This is a genomic window from Streptomyces sp. NPDC127097, assembly GCF_042724075.1.
In the GTDB taxonomy this organism is placed as follows: Bacteria; Actinomycetota; Actinomycetes; order Streptomycetales; family Streptomycetaceae; genus Streptomyces.
Genome location: NZ_JBHXFI010000003.1, coordinates 52,649 through 68,737, shown reverse-complemented (window position 1 = coordinate 68,737; position 16,089 = coordinate 52,649). Strand labels below are relative to the sequence as shown.

General features: G+C 69.2%; 14 protein-coding genes and 4 pseudogenes. 6 read left to right on the top strand and 12 right to left on the bottom strand.

Going from position 1 to position 16,089, the window contains the following annotated elements; translation table 11 throughout:
* Positions 1-5: 5 nt before the first annotated feature.
* The 3 genes and pseudogenes from ACFWJW_RS04060 to ACFWJW_RS04050 all read right to left on the bottom strand — a co-directional run.
* A pseudogene (locus tag ACFWJW_RS04060) lies at positions 6-209 on the bottom strand (DNA cytosine methyltransferase); the annotation flags it as partial.
* Positions 206-1,276: a protein kinase family protein gene (locus ACFWJW_RS04055; protein ID WP_387234553.1), complete on the bottom strand. Its 1,071-nt coding sequence runs from the start codon at positions 1,274-1,276 to the stop codon at positions 206-208. The pseudogene ACFWJW_RS04060 and the gene ACFWJW_RS04055, both read right to left, overlap by 4 nt.
* 659 nt (positions 1,277-1,935) lie before the next feature.
* A complete protein-coding gene (locus ACFWJW_RS04050) occupies positions 1,936-2,568 on the bottom strand; it encodes a hypothetical protein (protein WP_387234551.1) in 633 nt (210 codons plus the stop codon).
* A 692-nt stretch (positions 2,569-3,260) separates the two neighbouring features.
* Here ACFWJW_RS04050 and ACFWJW_RS04045 point away from each other — a divergent pair.
* Positions 3,261-3,590 carry a hypothetical protein gene (locus ACFWJW_RS04045; RefSeq protein WP_387234548.1) on the top strand — a complete coding sequence of 110 codons (330 nt, stop codon included), beginning with the start codon at positions 3,261-3,263 and terminating at the stop codon, positions 3,588-3,590.
* Between the two features lie 234 nt (positions 3,591-3,824).
* Here the strand turns inward: ACFWJW_RS04045 and ACFWJW_RS04040 are convergent, their stop codons facing one another.
* The 3 genes and pseudogenes from ACFWJW_RS04040 to ACFWJW_RS04030 all read right to left on the bottom strand — a co-directional run bounded on the left by ACFWJW_RS04040 (position 3,825) and on the right by ACFWJW_RS04030 (position 5,965).
* Positions 3,825-4,067, bottom strand: a complete 243-nt coding sequence (locus ACFWJW_RS04040) for a hypothetical protein (protein WP_387234546.1) — start codon at positions 4,065-4,067, stop codon at positions 3,825-3,827.
* A pseudogene (locus tag ACFWJW_RS04035) lies at positions 4,064-4,315 on the bottom strand (M20/M25/M40 family metallo-hydrolase); the annotation flags it as partial. The pseudogene ACFWJW_RS04035 and the gene ACFWJW_RS04040, both read right to left, overlap by 4 nt.
* Positions 4,316-5,197: 882 nt before the next feature.
* The gene (locus ACFWJW_RS04030) at positions 5,198-5,965 is read right to left on the bottom strand and encodes a dienelactone hydrolase family protein (RefSeq protein WP_387234543.1); all 768 of its coding nucleotides are present in this window, start codon (positions 5,963-5,965) and stop codon (positions 5,198-5,200) included.
* 211 nt (positions 5,966-6,176) lie between these two features.
* On the opposite strand from ACFWJW_RS04030, the pseudogene ACFWJW_RS04025 reads away from it, so the two are divergent.
* From ACFWJW_RS04025 to ACFWJW_RS04010, 4 genes and pseudogenes are all read left to right on the top strand, one after another.
* Positions 6,177-6,368, top strand: a pseudogene (locus ACFWJW_RS04025) (transposase); the annotation flags it as partial.
* Between the two features lie 155 nt (positions 6,369-6,523).
* Positions 6,524-6,886, top strand: coding sequence for a MarR family transcriptional regulator (locus ACFWJW_RS04020; protein ID WP_323187110.1), 363 nt, complete (start codon positions 6,524-6,526; stop codon positions 6,884-6,886).
* Positions 6,883-8,316, top strand: coding sequence for an MFS transporter (locus ACFWJW_RS04015; protein WP_387234540.1), 1,434 nt, complete (start codon positions 6,883-6,885; stop codon positions 8,314-8,316). The genes ACFWJW_RS04020 and ACFWJW_RS04015 overlap by 4 nt, the downstream gene beginning before the upstream one ends.
* A gap of 43 nt (positions 8,317-8,359) precedes the next feature.
* On the top strand, positions 8,360-8,653 hold the full coding sequence (locus ACFWJW_RS04010) for a DUF1330 domain-containing protein (protein WP_387234537.1): 294 nt from the start codon (positions 8,360-8,362) through the stop codon (positions 8,651-8,653).
* An 18-nt stretch (positions 8,654-8,671) separates the two neighbouring features.
* Here the strand turns inward: ACFWJW_RS04010 and ACFWJW_RS04005 are convergent.
* The 4 genes and pseudogenes from ACFWJW_RS04005 to ACFWJW_RS03990 all read right to left on the bottom strand — a co-directional run.
* Positions 8,672-8,953, bottom strand: a pseudogene (locus ACFWJW_RS04005) (transposase); the annotation flags it as partial.
* Between the two features lie 119 nt (positions 8,954-9,072).
* On the bottom strand, positions 9,073-10,053 hold the full coding sequence (locus ACFWJW_RS04000; RefSeq protein WP_387234535.1) for a hypothetical protein: 981 nt from the start codon (positions 10,051-10,053) through the stop codon (positions 9,073-9,075).
* 188 nt (positions 10,054-10,241) lie between these two features.
* Complete coding sequence (locus ACFWJW_RS03995) at positions 10,242-12,536, bottom strand: serine/threonine-protein kinase (protein ID WP_387234532.1); 2,295 nt, start codon at positions 12,534-12,536, stop codon at positions 10,242-10,244.
* 494 nt (positions 12,537-13,030) lie between these two features.
* Complete coding sequence (locus ACFWJW_RS03990; RefSeq protein ID WP_387234529.1) at positions 13,031-13,621, bottom strand: TetR/AcrR family transcriptional regulator; 591 nt, start codon at positions 13,619-13,621, stop codon at positions 13,031-13,033.
* 112 nt (positions 13,622-13,733) lie between these two features.
* Between ACFWJW_RS03990 and ACFWJW_RS03985 the strand changes: the two genes are divergently transcribed.
* The gene (locus tag ACFWJW_RS03985) at positions 13,734-14,744 is read left to right on the top strand and encodes an NADP-dependent oxidoreductase (protein ID WP_387234526.1); all 1,011 of its coding nucleotides are present in this window, start codon (positions 13,734-13,736) and stop codon (positions 14,742-14,744) included.
* Here ACFWJW_RS03985 and ACFWJW_RS03980 read toward each other — a convergent pair.
* Both ACFWJW_RS03980 and ACFWJW_RS03975 read right to left on the bottom strand, forming a co-directional pair.
* A complete protein-coding gene (locus ACFWJW_RS03980) occupies positions 14,731-14,889 on the bottom strand; it encodes a hypothetical protein (protein WP_387234523.1) in 159 nt (52 codons plus the stop codon). The genes ACFWJW_RS03985 and ACFWJW_RS03980 overlap by 14 nt on opposite strands.
* Positions 14,890-15,080: 191 nt before the next feature.
* Positions 15,081-15,794 (bottom strand): hypothetical protein, encoded by a 714-nt coding sequence (locus tag ACFWJW_RS03975; protein WP_387234519.1) that lies wholly within the window; start codon positions 15,792-15,794, stop codon positions 15,081-15,083.
* Positions 15,795-16,089: the final 295 nt, after the last annotated feature.

Sequence of the window (16,089 nt, the reverse complement as noted above, 5' to 3'; positions counted from 1 at the left end):
TGACCGCCGACGGTGGTCAGGCCGTGGAGGTAGCGCATGGGCTCGGCGGCCAACAAGGAACGCACATCCTGGCTGGCGCCGAGGAGCGCTTCGCGGGTGTCGCGACCAGCGGCGAGCTCTGAGACCGCTTGGTGGACCAGAGGCCGGTCGATCAGCCCGAGGCGCATGCCGGCCCTCGACCATGTCTGGCACGGCGGGGACGCGATCAGCCCCCGGGGGCCGACCGATGGATCCGGCGGAGTTCCTCCAGCGGATACGGGGTCTGCCTACTCTGGCGCTGGAACGTGCGGTTGAAGTCCGATATCACGGCGGCGGTCGGCGCATGCCGGGCGAGGATCGCTGCGGCCTCCTCGGGGATTCCGGTTGGGCGCTTGCCCGCTGCGAAGGCGCGCACCAGTTCGTAGCGGCCGTCCCTGTTGTCTCTCTGGAATCCGAACAGAGCGGTGACCAGCCAGTTCACCAGATACGTGGCGGTGTAACCGCGGTCGTAGGTCTGATGCCGGTCGAAGAAGTCGGCCTCGTCCTGCGACAGCTCGAACTGGGAGGACATGGCGAGGCCGTAGTCCGCGAAGTAGAGGTGCCGACCGTCGGTCAGGATGTTCTCGAAGTGCGCGTCGAAGTGCAGGAGCCCGCGGCTGTTCATGAACGAGGTGCCGGCTGCCAGCTCACTCTCCACCATGGTGCAGGCCCGGTTGGCGGTCTGCTCTCCTGCTTCGACCTGGGTGCTCAGCCATTGGTGCAGGTTCTGCGGGAGGTACTCCAGGAACAGCGCGACGCTCGCCGAGGACCGTTGGAGAGCCTGGATCCGGCGGCGCACCTGCGATCCGCTGCCCCAGTACGCTACGGCCCGTTCGACGTCGGCCAACTCTTCGGGCAGGGGCGTCGCGTCGGGCAGCACCCTCCAGTGGTACATCAGAGGGAAGCCCTCGTATTCGCCCGCGAGTACCCAGTTCGTCGTCATGGTGTGCACGGCGAGTTCTCTCCAGGCCCCGAAGCCCGGGCCGCCGATGGCGCCGATGCCGTACTGGCAGAAGTCGGGCAGCTCGAACAGGTTCGCCGTGGACCGGACGTGCTCGGGCTGCCTTTCCAGGTCGGTGAGGGGCACCCGCTTCACAAAGGTCGGGGTTCCGGCGATCTCCAGCAGGGCGGACTTCCCGCCGATGCCGGTTCCGATCGGCACTGCTGTGTCCACGAGTTCGTGCAGTGCGCGATCACTGCACAGGGCCAGGGATGTGGAGACGGCACTATGGGCGGTGAGACGCGCACCGTGGGACATGTCAGGGACTTTCACTTTGCCTCCGCCTGGACGCCGGCCTCAATTCCGCGATGGCGGCACATCTGAGCCGAACTGCGATCACGGTCGACACGTAGTTCTGTGGTTTGGCCGGAGCGGATTGAGGGCGTCCAGGGCCGTGCGTGATGACAGACCTGAGTACCCTCTCGGCCGCACTTTACGTGAAGATCGACGACGGGCCAGGGGATTGCGATGCTTTGGCGGAGCGCCTCCGATGCGCAACTTCGAGCTCGTCTGCCGGCCGTGGCCCAGGGGCGTCTCTCGGCTATCACTCGGGGTACTGCTGACAGCGACATGGCCCGAAGCACCGGTCACCGGGCCGGAGGCAGGCGTCGGACGCTGCCGAGGGCTGCGGCTTGTTTCCTGTGACGCATCATGTGGAGTGCGTTGTGGTGCTGGAAAAGGCGGCTAAGGGCGCCTGACCTGCGTTTTTGTGCATGCGCATTATGTGCGGTGTGGCGTTACGGGCGATATCTTGACGCTGAAATGACGCTCGTGACGCTCATTGGCGCTCGTTCTGATGGGCCATCAGGCATGCTCCATCACTGGTCAGCGATCTGCTGACCACGTGGCTGTGGCAGGCCCCGTACCGCCCGCCACGGAAGGGGAGAGGCGGGCGGTGGGCCGAGTGTCCGGCAGTATCAGGAGGGGCTGGCGTTGCCGCAGCGGGAGACCTTCTCCTCTTCGGTCATCGGGCGGGACTGCTTCCGGAAGGCGTTGTACGTCACGTCGGCCTCCACATCCGTGAAATCGCGCTCCGGGAGGGCTTTGACGCCATCCCCTTCGTAGTGCCAATTGCCGCGCAGGGTCTGGGTCATCGGAACCTTGTCCAGCCAGTAGATGGTGTAGGGCTGGTCCTGAGTGACCGTGTCGGTGATGCCGGTGGTCTGGGTGTGGATCTGGCTGTAGTCGATCCTCGGCAGGACCTCAACGCCCTTCACGGCAGGAATCTTCAGGCCCATGCTGACGACGAGGCCGTTGCCGTTGGTCTCCTCCTCCTTGTAGGTGAAGGAGCCGGTGGCGTTGCAGGTGTCGTGGAACTCCGAGACCCGCTCCGGCGTGCCCTCGCTCGCCTCGTTGATGAACTCGCCACCGGTGACGGTGCACTTGTCGCCGCAGGTCGAGAGGAACTCGGCGCGTGTTTGCGGGTCGTCCAGCCAGTCGCGACCGGAGGGCTTGGGGACGTCGCTCGGTTGCGTAATCATCCCGCCGAAGCCGCCTCCGTCCGCCTGCGCCGGAGTGATGCTCAGGCACAGCGACGCCGCAAGAGCCATCGCTCCCACCGTGGCCGCCTTCGCCCGCCGACCCCTGCTGGACGGGAGAACGTTGCGTACTCGTCCGTTCATTTCTGCTTCCCTTGCCTTCTGCCTGACGTGCGGATTGCGTCCTGCGATTCCGTTCACGACTCCGGGTGAGACCGTCCAGGGAGGGCGGCACCGTCGGGGGTGTGCATCAGCTCCGAGCCGGCCGGAACGGAAGTGCTGCCGATCGCAGCAGCACATAGGAATTGCTGCTGCGATCGGCACACAACGAGAATTGGCCACCTCGCTCATGTTCGGCTCACGACCTGCTCATAGGGCGTCTTTCGCTCGTCGAGCCGATCTCGGCGCGGCTCCATTCGTCCGAGCCTTGGACGTCATTTCAGGGGGCCGACGGCCGTTGCACAGTTCGTGGCTGATCCAATGGAGCGCCTGTTGTCACCAACGCTTCGAGGGAGAACGGCAATGCACAGCACCCCCCGGCGCTGGAACCTGTTTCCGCACGGGAGGCAGCCGACCGGCTCCTGCGGCGGTAGCGGGATTCGTTCGATCCGCTGACGCCGAGTGGCCGGCTGAGCCTGGTCGGTGATGTGCGGCCGACGGCGCGCGGGTACTGCGGGAAGTGGGCGCGCGCTGTGTTTTCCGTCGGGCCTGACGGTGCCGCGAACATCGGTATCTGCGGGGCGGGTGGTGGGGGAGTCGAGGGCATGTTCCGCCGCATCGAGGTCGCGGCGGCAGGCGCGGCCATCGCCGTCCATGGCCGAGGCCCGGGCCTTGCGCAGATGGAGCAGGGAGCGGGCGGTGGGGTCCTGGGTACGGGACAGAGCATGGTCCAGGACGTCGATGGCGGTGCCCGCCTGGCCGAGCCAGATGTTCTGGTACGCCAGATCAGAAAGGACACCTGCTCCGCGGTCGCCGTCGCCGACTTGATGGGCGGCGTGGAGGGCGGCGCTCCAGTAGTGGCCGACGGCGGTGTGGTGGTCGTGGTCGAAGCGGTGCCACCCGATCGTCTGGGCAAGGGAGGGAGGCCAGCGTGAACAGCCGGGCTTCGGTCACCTGGTCGCAGCGGGAGTTCTCCAGCACGCCGACGACGGTGTCGTAGTAGCTGTCCAGGAGCTGGGCGCTGTGCCGGCGGTCGGCGGTGGCCATGCCCGTGAGGTGCTTGACGCTGATCGTCTGCGTCCGTTGACCGGGTGCCAGCCAAGGGGTGCACCCTGCGGGACTATCCGAGCGAGCCCCTTCACCACCTGAGATGTCTCTCCTGCGGGCCGTTACCCGTGGAGGTACTGGTCTGCCCAGGCGCTGATGATGTGGGCGGCTCGCTGTGCTTGTCCTCGGGCGGTCAGGAGATGGTCTGCTCCTTCGAGCGGGACGAAGCTTCGCGGGTGTCGTGCCTCGCGGAAGATCTCTCCGGTGTTGTCGATGTGGACGGTGTTGTCGTTCGGCGAATGCAGGACGAGTAGTGGCAGATCCAACTCGCCGATCCGGTCGCGCAGGTGAGCTTGGAGGGTCATGCGCAGTCCCGCAGCGGTTCGACCAGTCGTCCCAGCAGTCCCGCGACCAGGGAGGTCTGGGCGGGCACCGTGTCGGGGTAGATGAACTCGCCCCGGGCGTGGGCGTTGTCGCCGACTGCGCCCATGCCGCACAGCACGGGCAGGCCGAGGGCGGCGACGAAGTTGGCGTCGCTGGCGCCACCGACGGCGGTGTCGGGCAGGTCGCCGCGGCCCTGCTCGCGGGTGACCTCGCGGGCGAGGGCGATGAGGCGGGGCAGGAGCTGGGCGGTGCCGGACTGCCAGTGAATCCACTCGGTCGCCCCGCCCTTGGCGGTGATCCTGCCGTGCTTGTCCTGCGGTGGAGGTCTTCCACGTTGAGGCACAGCACCTCGTCGGCCCGTGCGGCGGACTCGTAGAGCATCTTCCACTGCGTCTTCTCCCGCAGCGCGACGTCGAGGCGCCACAGGGCGGCGATCTGGTTCTCCGCGAGAGCCTTGGTGCGGTCCGGCGGCGCCGGCCGCCGCTCGATGCCGATCGTCGGATCGCACTCGATCCAGCCTTGGCGCTGCCACCAGCCGATCGCCTTGCGCGCGATGGACAAGCTCCCGGTTGATGGTGTCGGCGTCCATCTGGTCCGCCCGCGCCGCCCGCCAGCTCGGCCAAGACCTCCGGCAGCGCCGGGTCGTCGATCGCGGCGACGGGGGAGACGGGCGGCTTCGCGCCTCGGCGGGCGGGCCCGGTCGGCGCCGGTTTGCCGGTGAGCAGCCATCCCCACGTCGTCAGCGAGATCCGGTAGATCCGCGCGGAGGACTCGCGATGCCCGCGCCGGTGAGGTAGCGCTCGACCGCCGCGGTGTACGACGCGGGCGGGCAGACAGAGGTACGACCCGAGCGCGGTAACCGAAGCGCGCCCCCACTCCCGAGATCGGTCACCGATTCGATCGTGACGCCGCCCCGCCCTCCTGACACTGCCACAGTAAATGCGTACACCTCGCCCCGGCGGCCGGATTGTCCCGACGCAGGTCGCGGTGATCACGGGAGGGGCTCTGCCACAGTAAATCCGGCATTTACTGCGGCAGTTGTGAATACGTCTCCGCGATCGAGTAATTGCCCGAATGTGTTTCTGCTGTGCGGACTTGAGGGGAGCGACTGTCAGTGCCCCGCGCCGGCATGCTTGCCTGGGTCATGCCCCAGATCCTCCGTCACGGGCAGGCACTCGGCGAGCAGGTCGACGACGTCGCGCCAGGCTCGCTGCGCGTGCCGCGGGTGGTATCCGACACCGGGGCGCACGATGTGGTCGACCGACGGGTGGTGGAAGGCGTGCAAGGCGCCGCCGTAGACCACGAGGCGCCAGTCGACGCCCGCGGCCTGCATCTCGGCCGTGAATGCGTCCCGTTGCGCGGGCGGCATGATCGGGTCTTCTGACCCGACCCCGGCCCACACCGGGCAGCGGATGCGCGCCGCCTCGCCCGGTCGGCCCGTGGTCAGTGCGTTGACTGTCCCGATCGCGCGCAGGTTGACGCCGTCGCGCCCGAGTTCCAGCCCGATGGCGCCCCCGGTGCCGTAACCGACGGCGGCGATCCGGTCGGGGTCGGTCCGCGGTTCGGTGCGCAACACGTCCAGCGCCGCATGGCCGATGCCCCGCATCCGGTCGGGATCGGCGAGCAGTGGCATGCAACGGGCCAGCATCTCCTCGGGGTCGCCCAAATAGCGCCCGCCGTGAAGGTCGAAGGCCAGCGCTATATATCCCAGTTCGGCGAGAGCATCGGCCCGGCGGCGCTCGACGTCGCTGAGCCCCGTGCCCTCTGGTCCGAGCAGCACGGCGGGCCGGCGGTCTGCACCGGCCGGGAGCGCGAGGTGCCCGATCATCGTCAAACCGTCGGCCGGATACTCGACCGTACGCGTCGTAATCGTCGTCATGAGACCGGACTGTAGTGATCGTCGAGCCCGGTCCGGCTGGTGTTCTGCCGTTGGCAGAACAGTGCGGGTATCCCTCTGAAATACGGCGAGGGCTCACGAGAACCGTCACAAACCCCGTCCCCTCAGCAGCGCTATCGGATCACCTGCCCAGGTCACGGTGCTGGAGGCTGACCCTCGCAGCAGGATTCTGGGGTATACCGGCCCGCTGCCGCAGGTCGCCGAGGCGGTGCGCTGCCGCATCGACGTCAAGTGCGCCCTCGGCCTGGAGCTGGAAGATCCCGGGTCCCACCACAGCGTGCTGTCCGACTACCGCGACCGGCTCGCGGAGGGCGACCGCGCCGACCGGCTGCTGGGCCTGGCGCTGCCCCGGATCCGGTGGGCCGGCCTCCTCAAGGGGCGTGCCGTCCACGCCAGTTGGGGCATTTCCATAAAGCATGAATATAAAAATGCTATGCTTCGACCATGAGTCGTCAAGACACCGCCCCTGGCGCGTCCGCCGCCATCGGGGCAGCCCTCTACGGCCTGGCCACCAGGGCCGCGAGACGCCTGCCCCGGGACATGAGCCTGACGTCCGCCGCCACCCTGGCCACCCTGGACCGGACCGGCCCGCGGCGCATCACCGATCTGGCCGCGGTCGAGGGCGTCACCCAGCCCGCGATGACCGCCCTGGTCCGGGTGATGGAGGAGTCCGGCCTGGTCGAGCGGCGGGGCGACGCGTCCGACAAGCGGGTCACGCTGGTGTGCCTGACCGAGGCCGGCGCCTCCTATGTCCGGACGCGGCGCCAGGCGGGCGTCCACGCGTTCGAGCGGTTGATCGGCGAGCTCACCGGCGACGAGGTCGAGGCGCTGGTGGCGGCCCTTCCGGCGCTGAAGCATCTGGCAGAGCTCGAAAGCCAGGACCGCGAAGGGCCGAAGCGGTGAACGGGCAGCCGGTCGGCGGGGTCGCGGTGAAGGCGTTCCCGGTGGCCCGTTCCGAGGCGCGGCTGCTGGTCCCCGCCCTGCTGTTCATCGCTCTGGTCGTGGCGGCGGTCGCCAGCCTCGGGACGCCACTCATCACCAGCGTGGCGACCTCGTTCCACGTCTCGCTCGGCAGCGCGCAGTGGACGCTGACCGTCGCGCTGCTCAGCGGCGCCGTCGCCACGCCGGTCCTGGGCCGGCTCGGAGCCGGCCCGCACCGGCGGGCCACGATCCTCGCCACGCTGGCGGTCGTCGTCGCCGGCAGCGCGCTCACCGTGCTGCCGCTGCCGTTCGCGTGGCTGCTGGCCGGCCGGGCGGCCCAGGGCGTCGGGCTCGGGCTGACGGCGCTGATGATGGGCGTGGCCCGGGACCACCTCTCCGAGGAGCGCAGCGCGGCCGTGATCGCCCTGATCTCGGTGGTCTCGATCATCGGGGCCGGCGTCGGCTACCCGCTGGCCGCACTGCTCGCCGAGCTCGGCGGGGTACGGGCCGCCTACGGCCTCGGCCTGGTCGTCACCGCCGCCGCCCTCCTGACCGCGTGGCGCTCCATGCCCGAAGCCCCCGAAGGCCGCTCCGCCCACGTGGACGTGGCAGGCGCGGTCGTCCTGGCCGCTGCGCTGCTCCTGGTGCTGTTCCTCGCCGGCGAACGGAATCTGTGGAGCCGGCACCTCGCCGTGGCGGCGGGCCTCGCCGTCGTCGCGGTGGTGCTGCTCTGCGTCTGGGCCGTCATCGAGCTGCGCAGCACGACGCCCCTGGTCGATGTGCGGGCGGTGCGGCACCCGGCGGTCGCCGGGGCGAACCTCGCCATGTTCGTCGGCGGGATCGGCATGTACCTCCTGCTCACGCTCATCACCCGGTACGCGCAGACGCCGCACGGCGCCGGCTACGGCTTCGGGCTGACGACCTTCGTCGCCGGGCTGGTCCTCATCCCGTTCTCGGTGCTGGGGTTCGTCGCCGGCAAGCTCACGCCGCGGGTCCGGGCGCGGATCGCCGACCCCCTGCTCCTGGCCGGCAGCGCCGTCGTGGTCGGCGGCGGGTTCGCCCTGTTCGCGGCGGCCCGGTCCAACCTGGCCGAACTGTTCGCGGCGATGGGCGTGCTCGGCTTCGGCGTCGGCGGCTTCTCGGCCGCGATGCCCGGAGTCATCCTGGCCGTCACCCCCAAGAGCGAGACGTCGAGCGCCATGAGCTTCAACTACGTCGTCCGCAGCGTCGGGTACTCCCTGGGCAGCGCCATCGGCGGCCTGATCCTCGCCGCGGGCACCGGCCCCGGCCACCTCTTCCCCGACGACAGCGCCTACACCACCGCGGCGCTGGTCGGCATCGGCGCCATGGCGATCACGACGCTGACAAGCCTCGCTCTCGCCCGCCGACGCACGTCCGAGACCAACCCGTAAGTTCCGTAAGTCAGATGTACTCATCCCCACACTGGAGGTTCCCATGGCCAAGGGCTACTGGGTCAGCGTCTACCGCACCATTTCAGACCCTGAGAAGCTGGCTGCTTACAACAAGCTGGCCGGTCTGGCCGTCCAACCCATGGGCGGTCGGACCGTCGTCCGCGGCGGTCGGGTCGTGGCGTATGACGCCGGAATCGCCGAGCGCACCGTCCTGGTCGAGTTCGACAGCTTCGAACAGGCCGTCGCGGCGCGCGAGAGCGCGGCCTACCAGGAGGCGCTGGTCGCCCTCTCCGACGGCGTCGAGCGCGACTTCCGCATCGTCGAAGGCATCGACTGACCGAGGTCCGGTCGGATCTTCCATCAGCAGAGCCTTGTGGAGGCGGGTCCGGACCCCGGCCTCGGTCCAGTCCCGCAGACGCCGCCAGCAGGTCACCCCGTGCAGCCGATCCGCTCGGCGGGGACATCCGCCCAGGTCACACCTGTGCGCAGCACGTACACGATGCCCGCCAGTGCAACACGGTCTTCCACCGGCTTCCACCGGCCTCCGGCCGGGGAAGCGGTGCCGTCGCGGCGGCCGGGCCGGGATCAGCGGGGCTCTCCGTTCCCACAGGTCGTCAGGCACAAGACCATCAGCCATTCGGCAGACCCTGCCCGATGGCACCCCCAACTCCCAGCCGTCACACCGAACTCATTCCGCGGTGATCAGTTAGGGGACACCTCTCGGCGCACCCCGGGCCAGCAGGCCGACCTCGCCCGTCAGTCGGCGGGGGAGAAGGTCTTCAGCCAGGTGCCGTCGTCCTGTTCGGTGGCGTCGGAGTAGCCGCAGCCGTCGGCCTGTGCGGCCGTGCCCGGGTAAGCCACCTCGACTTCGACCTTCGGGAAGTCCTCGACGAACGCCGCCACCGCCGTCCGGCCGTCCCCGCTGGGCCCCCGCTCGCAGTCGAGCCGGACGGTGCCCTCGATGTTCCCGATCCACCGCCGGAATGCCTGCGGCCGCATCAACTGGCCGGGCGCCATCTTGGTGCTGATGCCCCGTGCGATCCCGTCCACGACGGCGGCCACCTCGTCCAGCGGTGCCGCTGTGGCCTTCGGCGCCGGGTACAGATACGAGCTGTGGGGCTGCTGGTCGATCGCGCTCACCGTGCCGGCGAAGGTCTGACCGCCCGGCCCGGCGACCTTGACGTCGTACGCCCCGGTGGCGGCGGCCACGGGAGTACCCGGGTAGATCTTGGCCCACAGTTCGTCCTCGCGCTGCGTGGCGTCACCGATGCCGTAGCTCCCGTACAGGCCGTCACCGGCCGGGACGAGAGCAGCGGAGCCGCCGCCACGCAGCGCGTTGCGGTAGCGGATGTCCAGGGTCAGAGCCGGGAAATCCCTGCGGAAGTCCTTGATCACCGAGCGGCAGGAGTGGCACGGCCCCATGTCGGAGTAGAGGACCACGGTGCCTTTGCGGACCGCGCCGATGCGCGATGTGTACTGGGCGGTGCTCCGGCATCTCAGGTGGCTGTAGATCGCGTCGGCGAGGAGGTTCACCACCTGCCGTTCGGAGTCCGTCCGGTGCTGGATGCCCTTGAGGGCGCCGTTCCATTCCTTTGGTTCGGGCAGGTCCTTGTAGTAGTTGCCTCCGCGCAGGGCCTGGTGCGAGACGCTCTTGACCTCTCCTTCGAGGTCCGCGTATCCGATGAAGGCGATCGAGTACGTCAGCGTCGCCCGGTTCGTGAATGCGGCGGTGGTCATGTGCTGCTTCCCCCACTCCGTCGTGGTGTACGGCGCGGCCGACCGCCCCACACGGTCGATTCCCCGCCGTATTCCCGCACTCTTACCGTGGCGCGTGACGGTAAACGAACGCTCAACGCGCACGCCGGGGCGCGCGGGGGCAGTGACGCGGCCGCCCGTTTGTTGCAGCCGCCGTCCAGCCACCCGGGTCAGCCCGACTTCGGCGGCTTCTGCGCGTCGAAAGCGAAGAGAGTGTTCTTGGCCGCGGCCACGATCACCGCACGCCCCGCAAGAGTCACCCGTGGGCTTGCGCCCTGCTGGCCCGTCAAACCATCGATCTGCGGATCTGTTGTCCATAGGGCTTTGCCGTCGTCCGGCGACAGCGCGACCACCCGGCCGGTGGCCGAACTGAAATACAGTGCGCCGGCTCCCGCAAAAGGACCCGCCGCGCCCTCCACGCCAGTCTGCCGCGACCACTTCTTCCGGCCGGTCGCGGGGTCGAGTGCTGTGACGAGACCGGTCTGCCCGCTCACGTAGACGGTGCTGTCCGCCATGCCGGGCGTCCCCGCGTATGTCTTGGCCAGTCGGGAGTACGTGACCTTCCGGGAGGCCGGGTCGACCCGCGTCACCCCGTTGTAGCCGGCCAGCTCCGTTCCCTTTCTGTGTACGTGCAGGAGCACGAGCCTGCCGTTGGCGACGCCCATCGGCACGGCGGGGCCGTTGACCGCGATGGGCCTGCCCAGTGTCCCCGAGGCGCGGTCGACCGGGTACAGGGTGGGGTGGCGCACTGCCAAGGCATCCACCTCCGCATCCTTCGCGCACATCGCGACGAGCCGTGGGCCCGCCGGGACGGGAGCGCACTGCGTACCCGCTGGGAATGGCGACGTCCATGTGACCTGACCGCTGTGCGCGTTGTGGGCCTCGAAGCGGGAGTTGGAAGCGTCGACCGTCACGACGTCGGAACCGACCACCATGGCGTCCTGGGTCCGACCCGTGACGGCCGTCGACTGGGCGCCGGACGGCACGGACCACAGCTCCCGTCCGCTGTCCGCGTCGAGGGCCACCACCTCACTCGGAGGGTCCTGCGGGGCGTCCTGGGCGGCGAAGCGGTAACCGAGCACCGTGTCGTCGGTGGCGCCCACCAGGTGCATGCCGTTGACGGGGACGCCGGGGCTCTTCGCCGTCCACACCCGCGAGCCGTCCCTGGCCCTGATACGGGTCGCGACAACACTGCCGCCCCCGCAGAACACCGCCTTGCCGCGCACGACGCAACGCAGCTCGTCGGGGACGTCGGGGCGACCGCCGGGCACGGCTTTGTGCCACGGCTCGAAACCGTCCGGAAGTGCGGCACCTGGCGCGGCAAGTCTGTTGCCCTTGTCGCCGCCGCTGTTCCCCCCGAAGCCGCCCGCCGTCAGTGCGGCGACTCCGCCACCGATCGCTGCCACCGTGACCGCGACCGCGGCCGCGAACACGGGACGCCATCGGGGACGCAATCGGCGGCCGATGGAGGTGTCGGCGCTCCCTGTATCGAGGTCGGCCGGGGTGGTGGTCGGGGCTGCGGGCGTCGGGGTGGCTCGTGTGGGGGCGGATGGCGTCGGAGTGGCTGGCGTCGGGGTGGCCGGCGTCGCGAAGTGATGCTCGGTGACTATGTCGCGGGTGCGGCCCGCGCCAACTCCCCTCGCGTCGATCTGGCCGAGGTCGGCCGGCAGGTCCCGTAGCAGCACGAGGAGTTCGTCCGCCGAGGGCCGCTCGTTGGGCTCCTTGGCCAGGCACGACTCGACGACCGTGCGCAAGGCCGCCGGCACATCCTCCAGCGACGGCTCCCTGTGCACCACCTGATACGCAGCTATGTAGGGGCTCTCCGCGTCGAACGGCCCGTGGCCCGTCGCTGAGTAGGCCAGCAGCGTCCCCAGCGAGAAGACATCGGACGGCGGCCCCACATCGCGCGGCGCCTGCAACTGCTCCGGCGACATGAAGGGCGGCGTACCGATGACCCGCCCTGTAACCGTCAGCGTCTGCTGGTCCACGGCGCGCGAAATACCGAAGTCGATGACGCGTGGGCCCTCGGACGAGAGGACGACGTTAGAGGGCTTCAGGTCACGGTGGACGACCCCCGCCCGGTGGATGTCCCGTAGTGCCTCCGCCAGCCCGATGGCGAGCCTTCTCAGCTCCGCTCCGCTCAGCGGGCCCTTCGTGCCGATGCGCCGGGCGAGCGTGTGCCCCTGGATATAGGTCGTCGCCATCCACGGCTGCTCGGCCTCAGGGGCAGCGTCGACCACGGCGGCGGTGAACGCGCCACTCACTCGCCTTGCCGCCACCACCTCCTGCCGAAAGCGGGTGCGGAACTCGTCGTCCGCCGCGAACTGCGGGTGGATCAGTTTGATCGCGACACGACGCCCCGAACTCGTACGGGCCAGAAAGACCGTGCCCATGCCACCCGAGCCGAGTCGCGCCTCAAGCGGATAACCGCCGATTTCGGCTGGATCACCTGCGCGCAGCGACACCCTTCCCGACCTCCCATCCCTCGTGCACCTCTGCCACCACGGGCGTGCGTACCTGTCCTGCACACAAATTAGCCGCAGGGTGGTACAGCAGAGCACAGCGGGTGACGAACAGGACCCCAAGGTTGCTCCTGTGCCAGCGGGCCCTCCGCCCCCTGGCAGGCACACCCCCGGCCAGGCCGGCGTCACCGTCCGCGCCTACGCCGACCTCCGCCGCCCACCCCCGACTGGGGAAGCTTTGATACTGGCAGCCGATGAACGCCCTGTCGTCAAACGGTCTCTCAGGACGGGCAGTTGCCACGCGAGTCCGCGCAGAATGGCCCGCGCCGAGACGTGCGCCCCGCGGTCTTCGTCGGCCGCTTCGCGGCGGTCGCCGGGTGTTCCCGGGGAAACGTGCGACTCGTTGCCGCGGGCTTCGGCCGGCTTGGCGAACTCGGCGTCGAACCTCTCTGCCGAGCACGCGGCCGAGGCCGCCGAACAGCGTGTGGCCATGTCAGCTACGGATCTGAGGGCGGCGTCCGCCCGTGGCATGGCCGGCTTCCTGCGGTTGTGAGAATCGCGCTCGCGACAACCTCGAAGAGGCGGTCGGCGCGTGGCGCGAGTGAGGGCTGATCGCCGAGCCAGGCGAGCATGGCTACCAGCGCAAACAAATCGGCGCCATCGATATCGCTTCGCGCCGTGCCCGCGGCCTGGGCACGGGTGAGGAGCCGCGTACCGGCTGCGCGCAGGGTGACGCACGAGGCGTGGAGTGCGGATTCGGTGTCCTCGATGGCGGCTGCCATCAGCACGGTCACGCCCCGGTACTCGGTTGTCCACGCGACGCAGTCGCGTAGCCACGAAATGAGCGCATCGTCGGGCGAGCTGGACGTTTCGAGGGCGCCTGCCTTGGCGGCCAGCTCGTCGAAGCTCGTGCGGAGCAGGGCATCGAGCAGCGCCTCGCGGGTCGGGAAGTGACGCAGCAGCGTCGCGAGTCCGACATCGGCCCTGCGCGCGATGTCGCGCAGTGACACGTCGACGCCTTGCTCGGTGATGGCGGTGCCCGCTACTGCGAGCAGGTGGTCGCGGTTCTTCCTGGCGTCGGCCCGCATCTGTCCCTCTTGACTATCCGGATCAGTGGTCCATATATTCGGATCAGTGGTCCACTTATGTGGATCGCCGATCCGGATAAGTGTATCCCGCAGGGGCGGGCAGGAGGAAACGATGTCGACACACACGATGAGGGCGGTCCGGCTCCATGAGCACGGCGGCCCTGAAGTTCTGCGTTACGACGAGGTGCCGATTCCCGAGCCGGGGCCGGGTGAGGTGCTCGTTCGCGTGCACGCGGTCGGCGTCAATCCCCCCGACTGGTATCTGCGCGAGGGGATGGCCAACCTGCCTCCGGAGACGAGGCCGAGGTTCGAGTTGCCCGTGATTCCGGGGACGGACCTGTCGGGCGTCGTCGAGGCCGTCGCCGCGGATGTGGACGGCCTCTCCGTCGGGGACGAAGTCTTCGGTCTCCTTCGCTTCCCCAGCTTCGATGGCAGCACATATGCCGAGTACGTGGCCGCGCCTGCGTCGGACCTCGCACTCAAGCCGGCCGGCATCGATCACGTGCACGCCGCCGGGGCCCCCATGGCCGGGCTCACCGCGTGGCAGTTCCTGATCGAGCTCGGACACGATCACCCGTCGCCCTTCCAAGCGGCGCAGCATCACCCGACGGCACTCGACGCCAACACGACGGTGCTCATCAACGGCGCCGCGGGCGGTGTGGGGCACTTCGGGCTACAGCTGGCGAAATGGAAGGGTGCACGAGTCATCGCGGTGGCATCGGGCGCGCATGAATCGTTCCTGCGCGAGCTCGGCGCCGACCAGTTCATCGACTACACCAAGATTCGTCCCGAGGAACTCGTGCATGACGTCGACCTCGTTCTCGACACCGTCGGTGGCCCCGACAGCAAGCGCTTCCTGCGCACGCTCAAGCGTGGCGGCTCCCAGTTCCCCGTGTTCTTCGGCGAATTCGACGAAGAAGAGACCGTGAAGCTGGGCGTCACGGTCACGGGCACCCAGGTCCGTTCGAACGGCGCGCAGCTTGCCGAATTGGGATGCCTGCTCGACGCGGGCACGGTCCGCGTCGCGATCGACAGCACGTTTGCGCTCGCGGATGCGCGAGCCGCGCACGAACGCGCCGCCCGAGGACACATCCAGGGCAAGATCGTGCTCACGGTTGCTTAGGAGCGAGCCGTTTCATCAACGCATGCGGGGTGGCCGCGTGCTGCTGCTGCGCCGAGCAGCCGAGGAGGGCGCTCTGCGCCGGCAGTTCCCGGCGGGCACGCTTGAGGTTGGCGAGCCGGACCAGGGCGCGGTGAGCATCCGCCAACGCCGCGCGGGTGCGCCCTGCACCGGATCGTGCAGACCCGCCTGCGTTTCGACCCAAGCACCCAGGACTACTTTGAGGCCGCGTCACGGAGGGCAGGACGCCGCGCGAGTGAGTGCGCAGACCGCTTCCGCCGCTCTGGCGGTGGGGCTGCCCCGCCGGAGGTGGCTGCACCGCCGCAGCCGGGCGGATCTTTACTCGTGGGCGCTGATCACACCGCCGGCGCTCAGCACGATGTACACGCCGTTGGCGTCGAGCCCCACGTCGTGCCCCTTCGTCTCCAGCGTGGCGGCCACGCCCTCGAAGCCGTTGATCTGCGCGCGGTACCGCAGCTCGCCGACCTTCGTGACCTTGGCCGTCCAGCCGCCGGCGAGCTTGAAAGTGCCCGGTCCCTGATGCTCGCCGCCCATCCAGGAGTGGATCTCGCCGCCCATCGTGAGCACGACGTACATGCCGTTGGCATCGAGCCCGGCGGCGGCGTCCTGCCCCATCGTCTCCATCGTGGCCACGACCGAACCGTCGCTGACGATCTCGGCGCGGTAGCGCTGGGAGCCGAGGTCGTAGATCTTGGCCGTGCTGCCGTCCGCCAGGGTCGTGGTCCGGACCGGGGATCCCGTTTTGGCTCTGGCGGACTGCGCGCCGCCCGACTGCTTGCCCGCGGCGACCGCCTTGGTGCCGATGCTGGCAACGGGGCTCGACTTGCCATCAGAGCTCTGAAGTCCGGACCAGCCCGAGGCGGTGGACTCTGCGGCGGCAGAGTTCGTGCGCGGGTGGCCGGCGGACTTCGTGTCGGCGGCGTCCGAGCCGGAGCAGGCGGTCAGGGTGAGGCCGGCGGCTGCGGTCAGGGCCGCGGCGGCAATGCGCAGGGTGCGGCGACGGGCGGTGCGGGCAGTGGTGCTGGAAATCATTGCAGGCCCCCGGGGCAGTCGGCGTAGTTGTCTCCTCGGTACGTCACCCACTCTGGTCCGGGCCACTATCGAGAAGCTGCCGCTCCACTAACAACCGGCTAACACCGGTGTGAGTAGGGGAAGAAGCGACGCGACCCATCGGACACGTCCTAGTGTCCTGAGTCGTGGGTGGGGGACCGCCGGCAAGTCCGGGGGGCACACAACCACGCAACAACACACAAGTTAGTGTAGAGAGAACAACTACCGGCTGGTGATCTAACGCATCAACTTTTACTCCCGCGGGGGGGGGATGTTG

Coding starts and splice junctions, on each gene's coding strand:
- ACFWJW_RS04040 (WP_387234546.1), bottom strand. CDS start 4,067: ATGACCCTCCAAGCTCACCTGCGCGACCGGATCGGCGAGTTGGATCTG.
- ACFWJW_RS04030 (WP_387234543.1), bottom strand. CDS start 5,965: ATGACGACGATTACGACGCGTACGGTCGAGTATCCGGCCGACGGTTTG.
- ACFWJW_RS04045 (WP_387234548.1), top strand. CDS start 3,261: ATGTTCCGCCGCATCGAGGTCGCGGCGGCAGGCGCGGCCATCGCCGTC.
- ACFWJW_RS04010 (WP_387234537.1), top strand. CDS start 8,360: ATGGCCAAGGGCTACTGGGTCAGCGTCTACCGCACCATTTCAGACCCT.
- ACFWJW_RS04020 (WP_323187110.1), top strand. CDS start 6,524: ATGAGCCTGACGTCCGCCGCCACCCTGGCCACCCTGGACCGGACCGGC.
- ACFWJW_RS04050 (WP_387234551.1), bottom strand. CDS start 2,568: ATGGCTCTTGCGGCGTCGCTGTGCCTGAGCATCACTCCGGCGCAGGCG.
- ACFWJW_RS04000 (WP_387234535.1), bottom strand. CDS start 10,053: ATGACCACCGCCGCATTCACGAACCGGGCGACGCTGACGTACTCGATC.
- ACFWJW_RS04055 (WP_387234553.1), bottom strand. CDS start 1,276: ATGTCCCACGGTGCGCGTCTCACCGCCCATAGTGCCGTCTCCACATCC.
- ACFWJW_RS03975 (WP_387234519.1), bottom strand. CDS start 15,794: ATGATTTCCAGCACCACTGCCCGCACCGCCCGTCGCCGCACCCTGCGC.
- ACFWJW_RS03990 (WP_387234529.1), bottom strand. CDS start 13,621: ATGCGGGCCGACGCCAGGAAGAACCGCGACCACCTGCTCGCAGTAGCG.
- ACFWJW_RS03985 (WP_387234526.1), top strand. CDS start 13,734: ATGTCGACACACACGATGAGGGCGGTCCGGCTCCATGAGCACGGCGGC.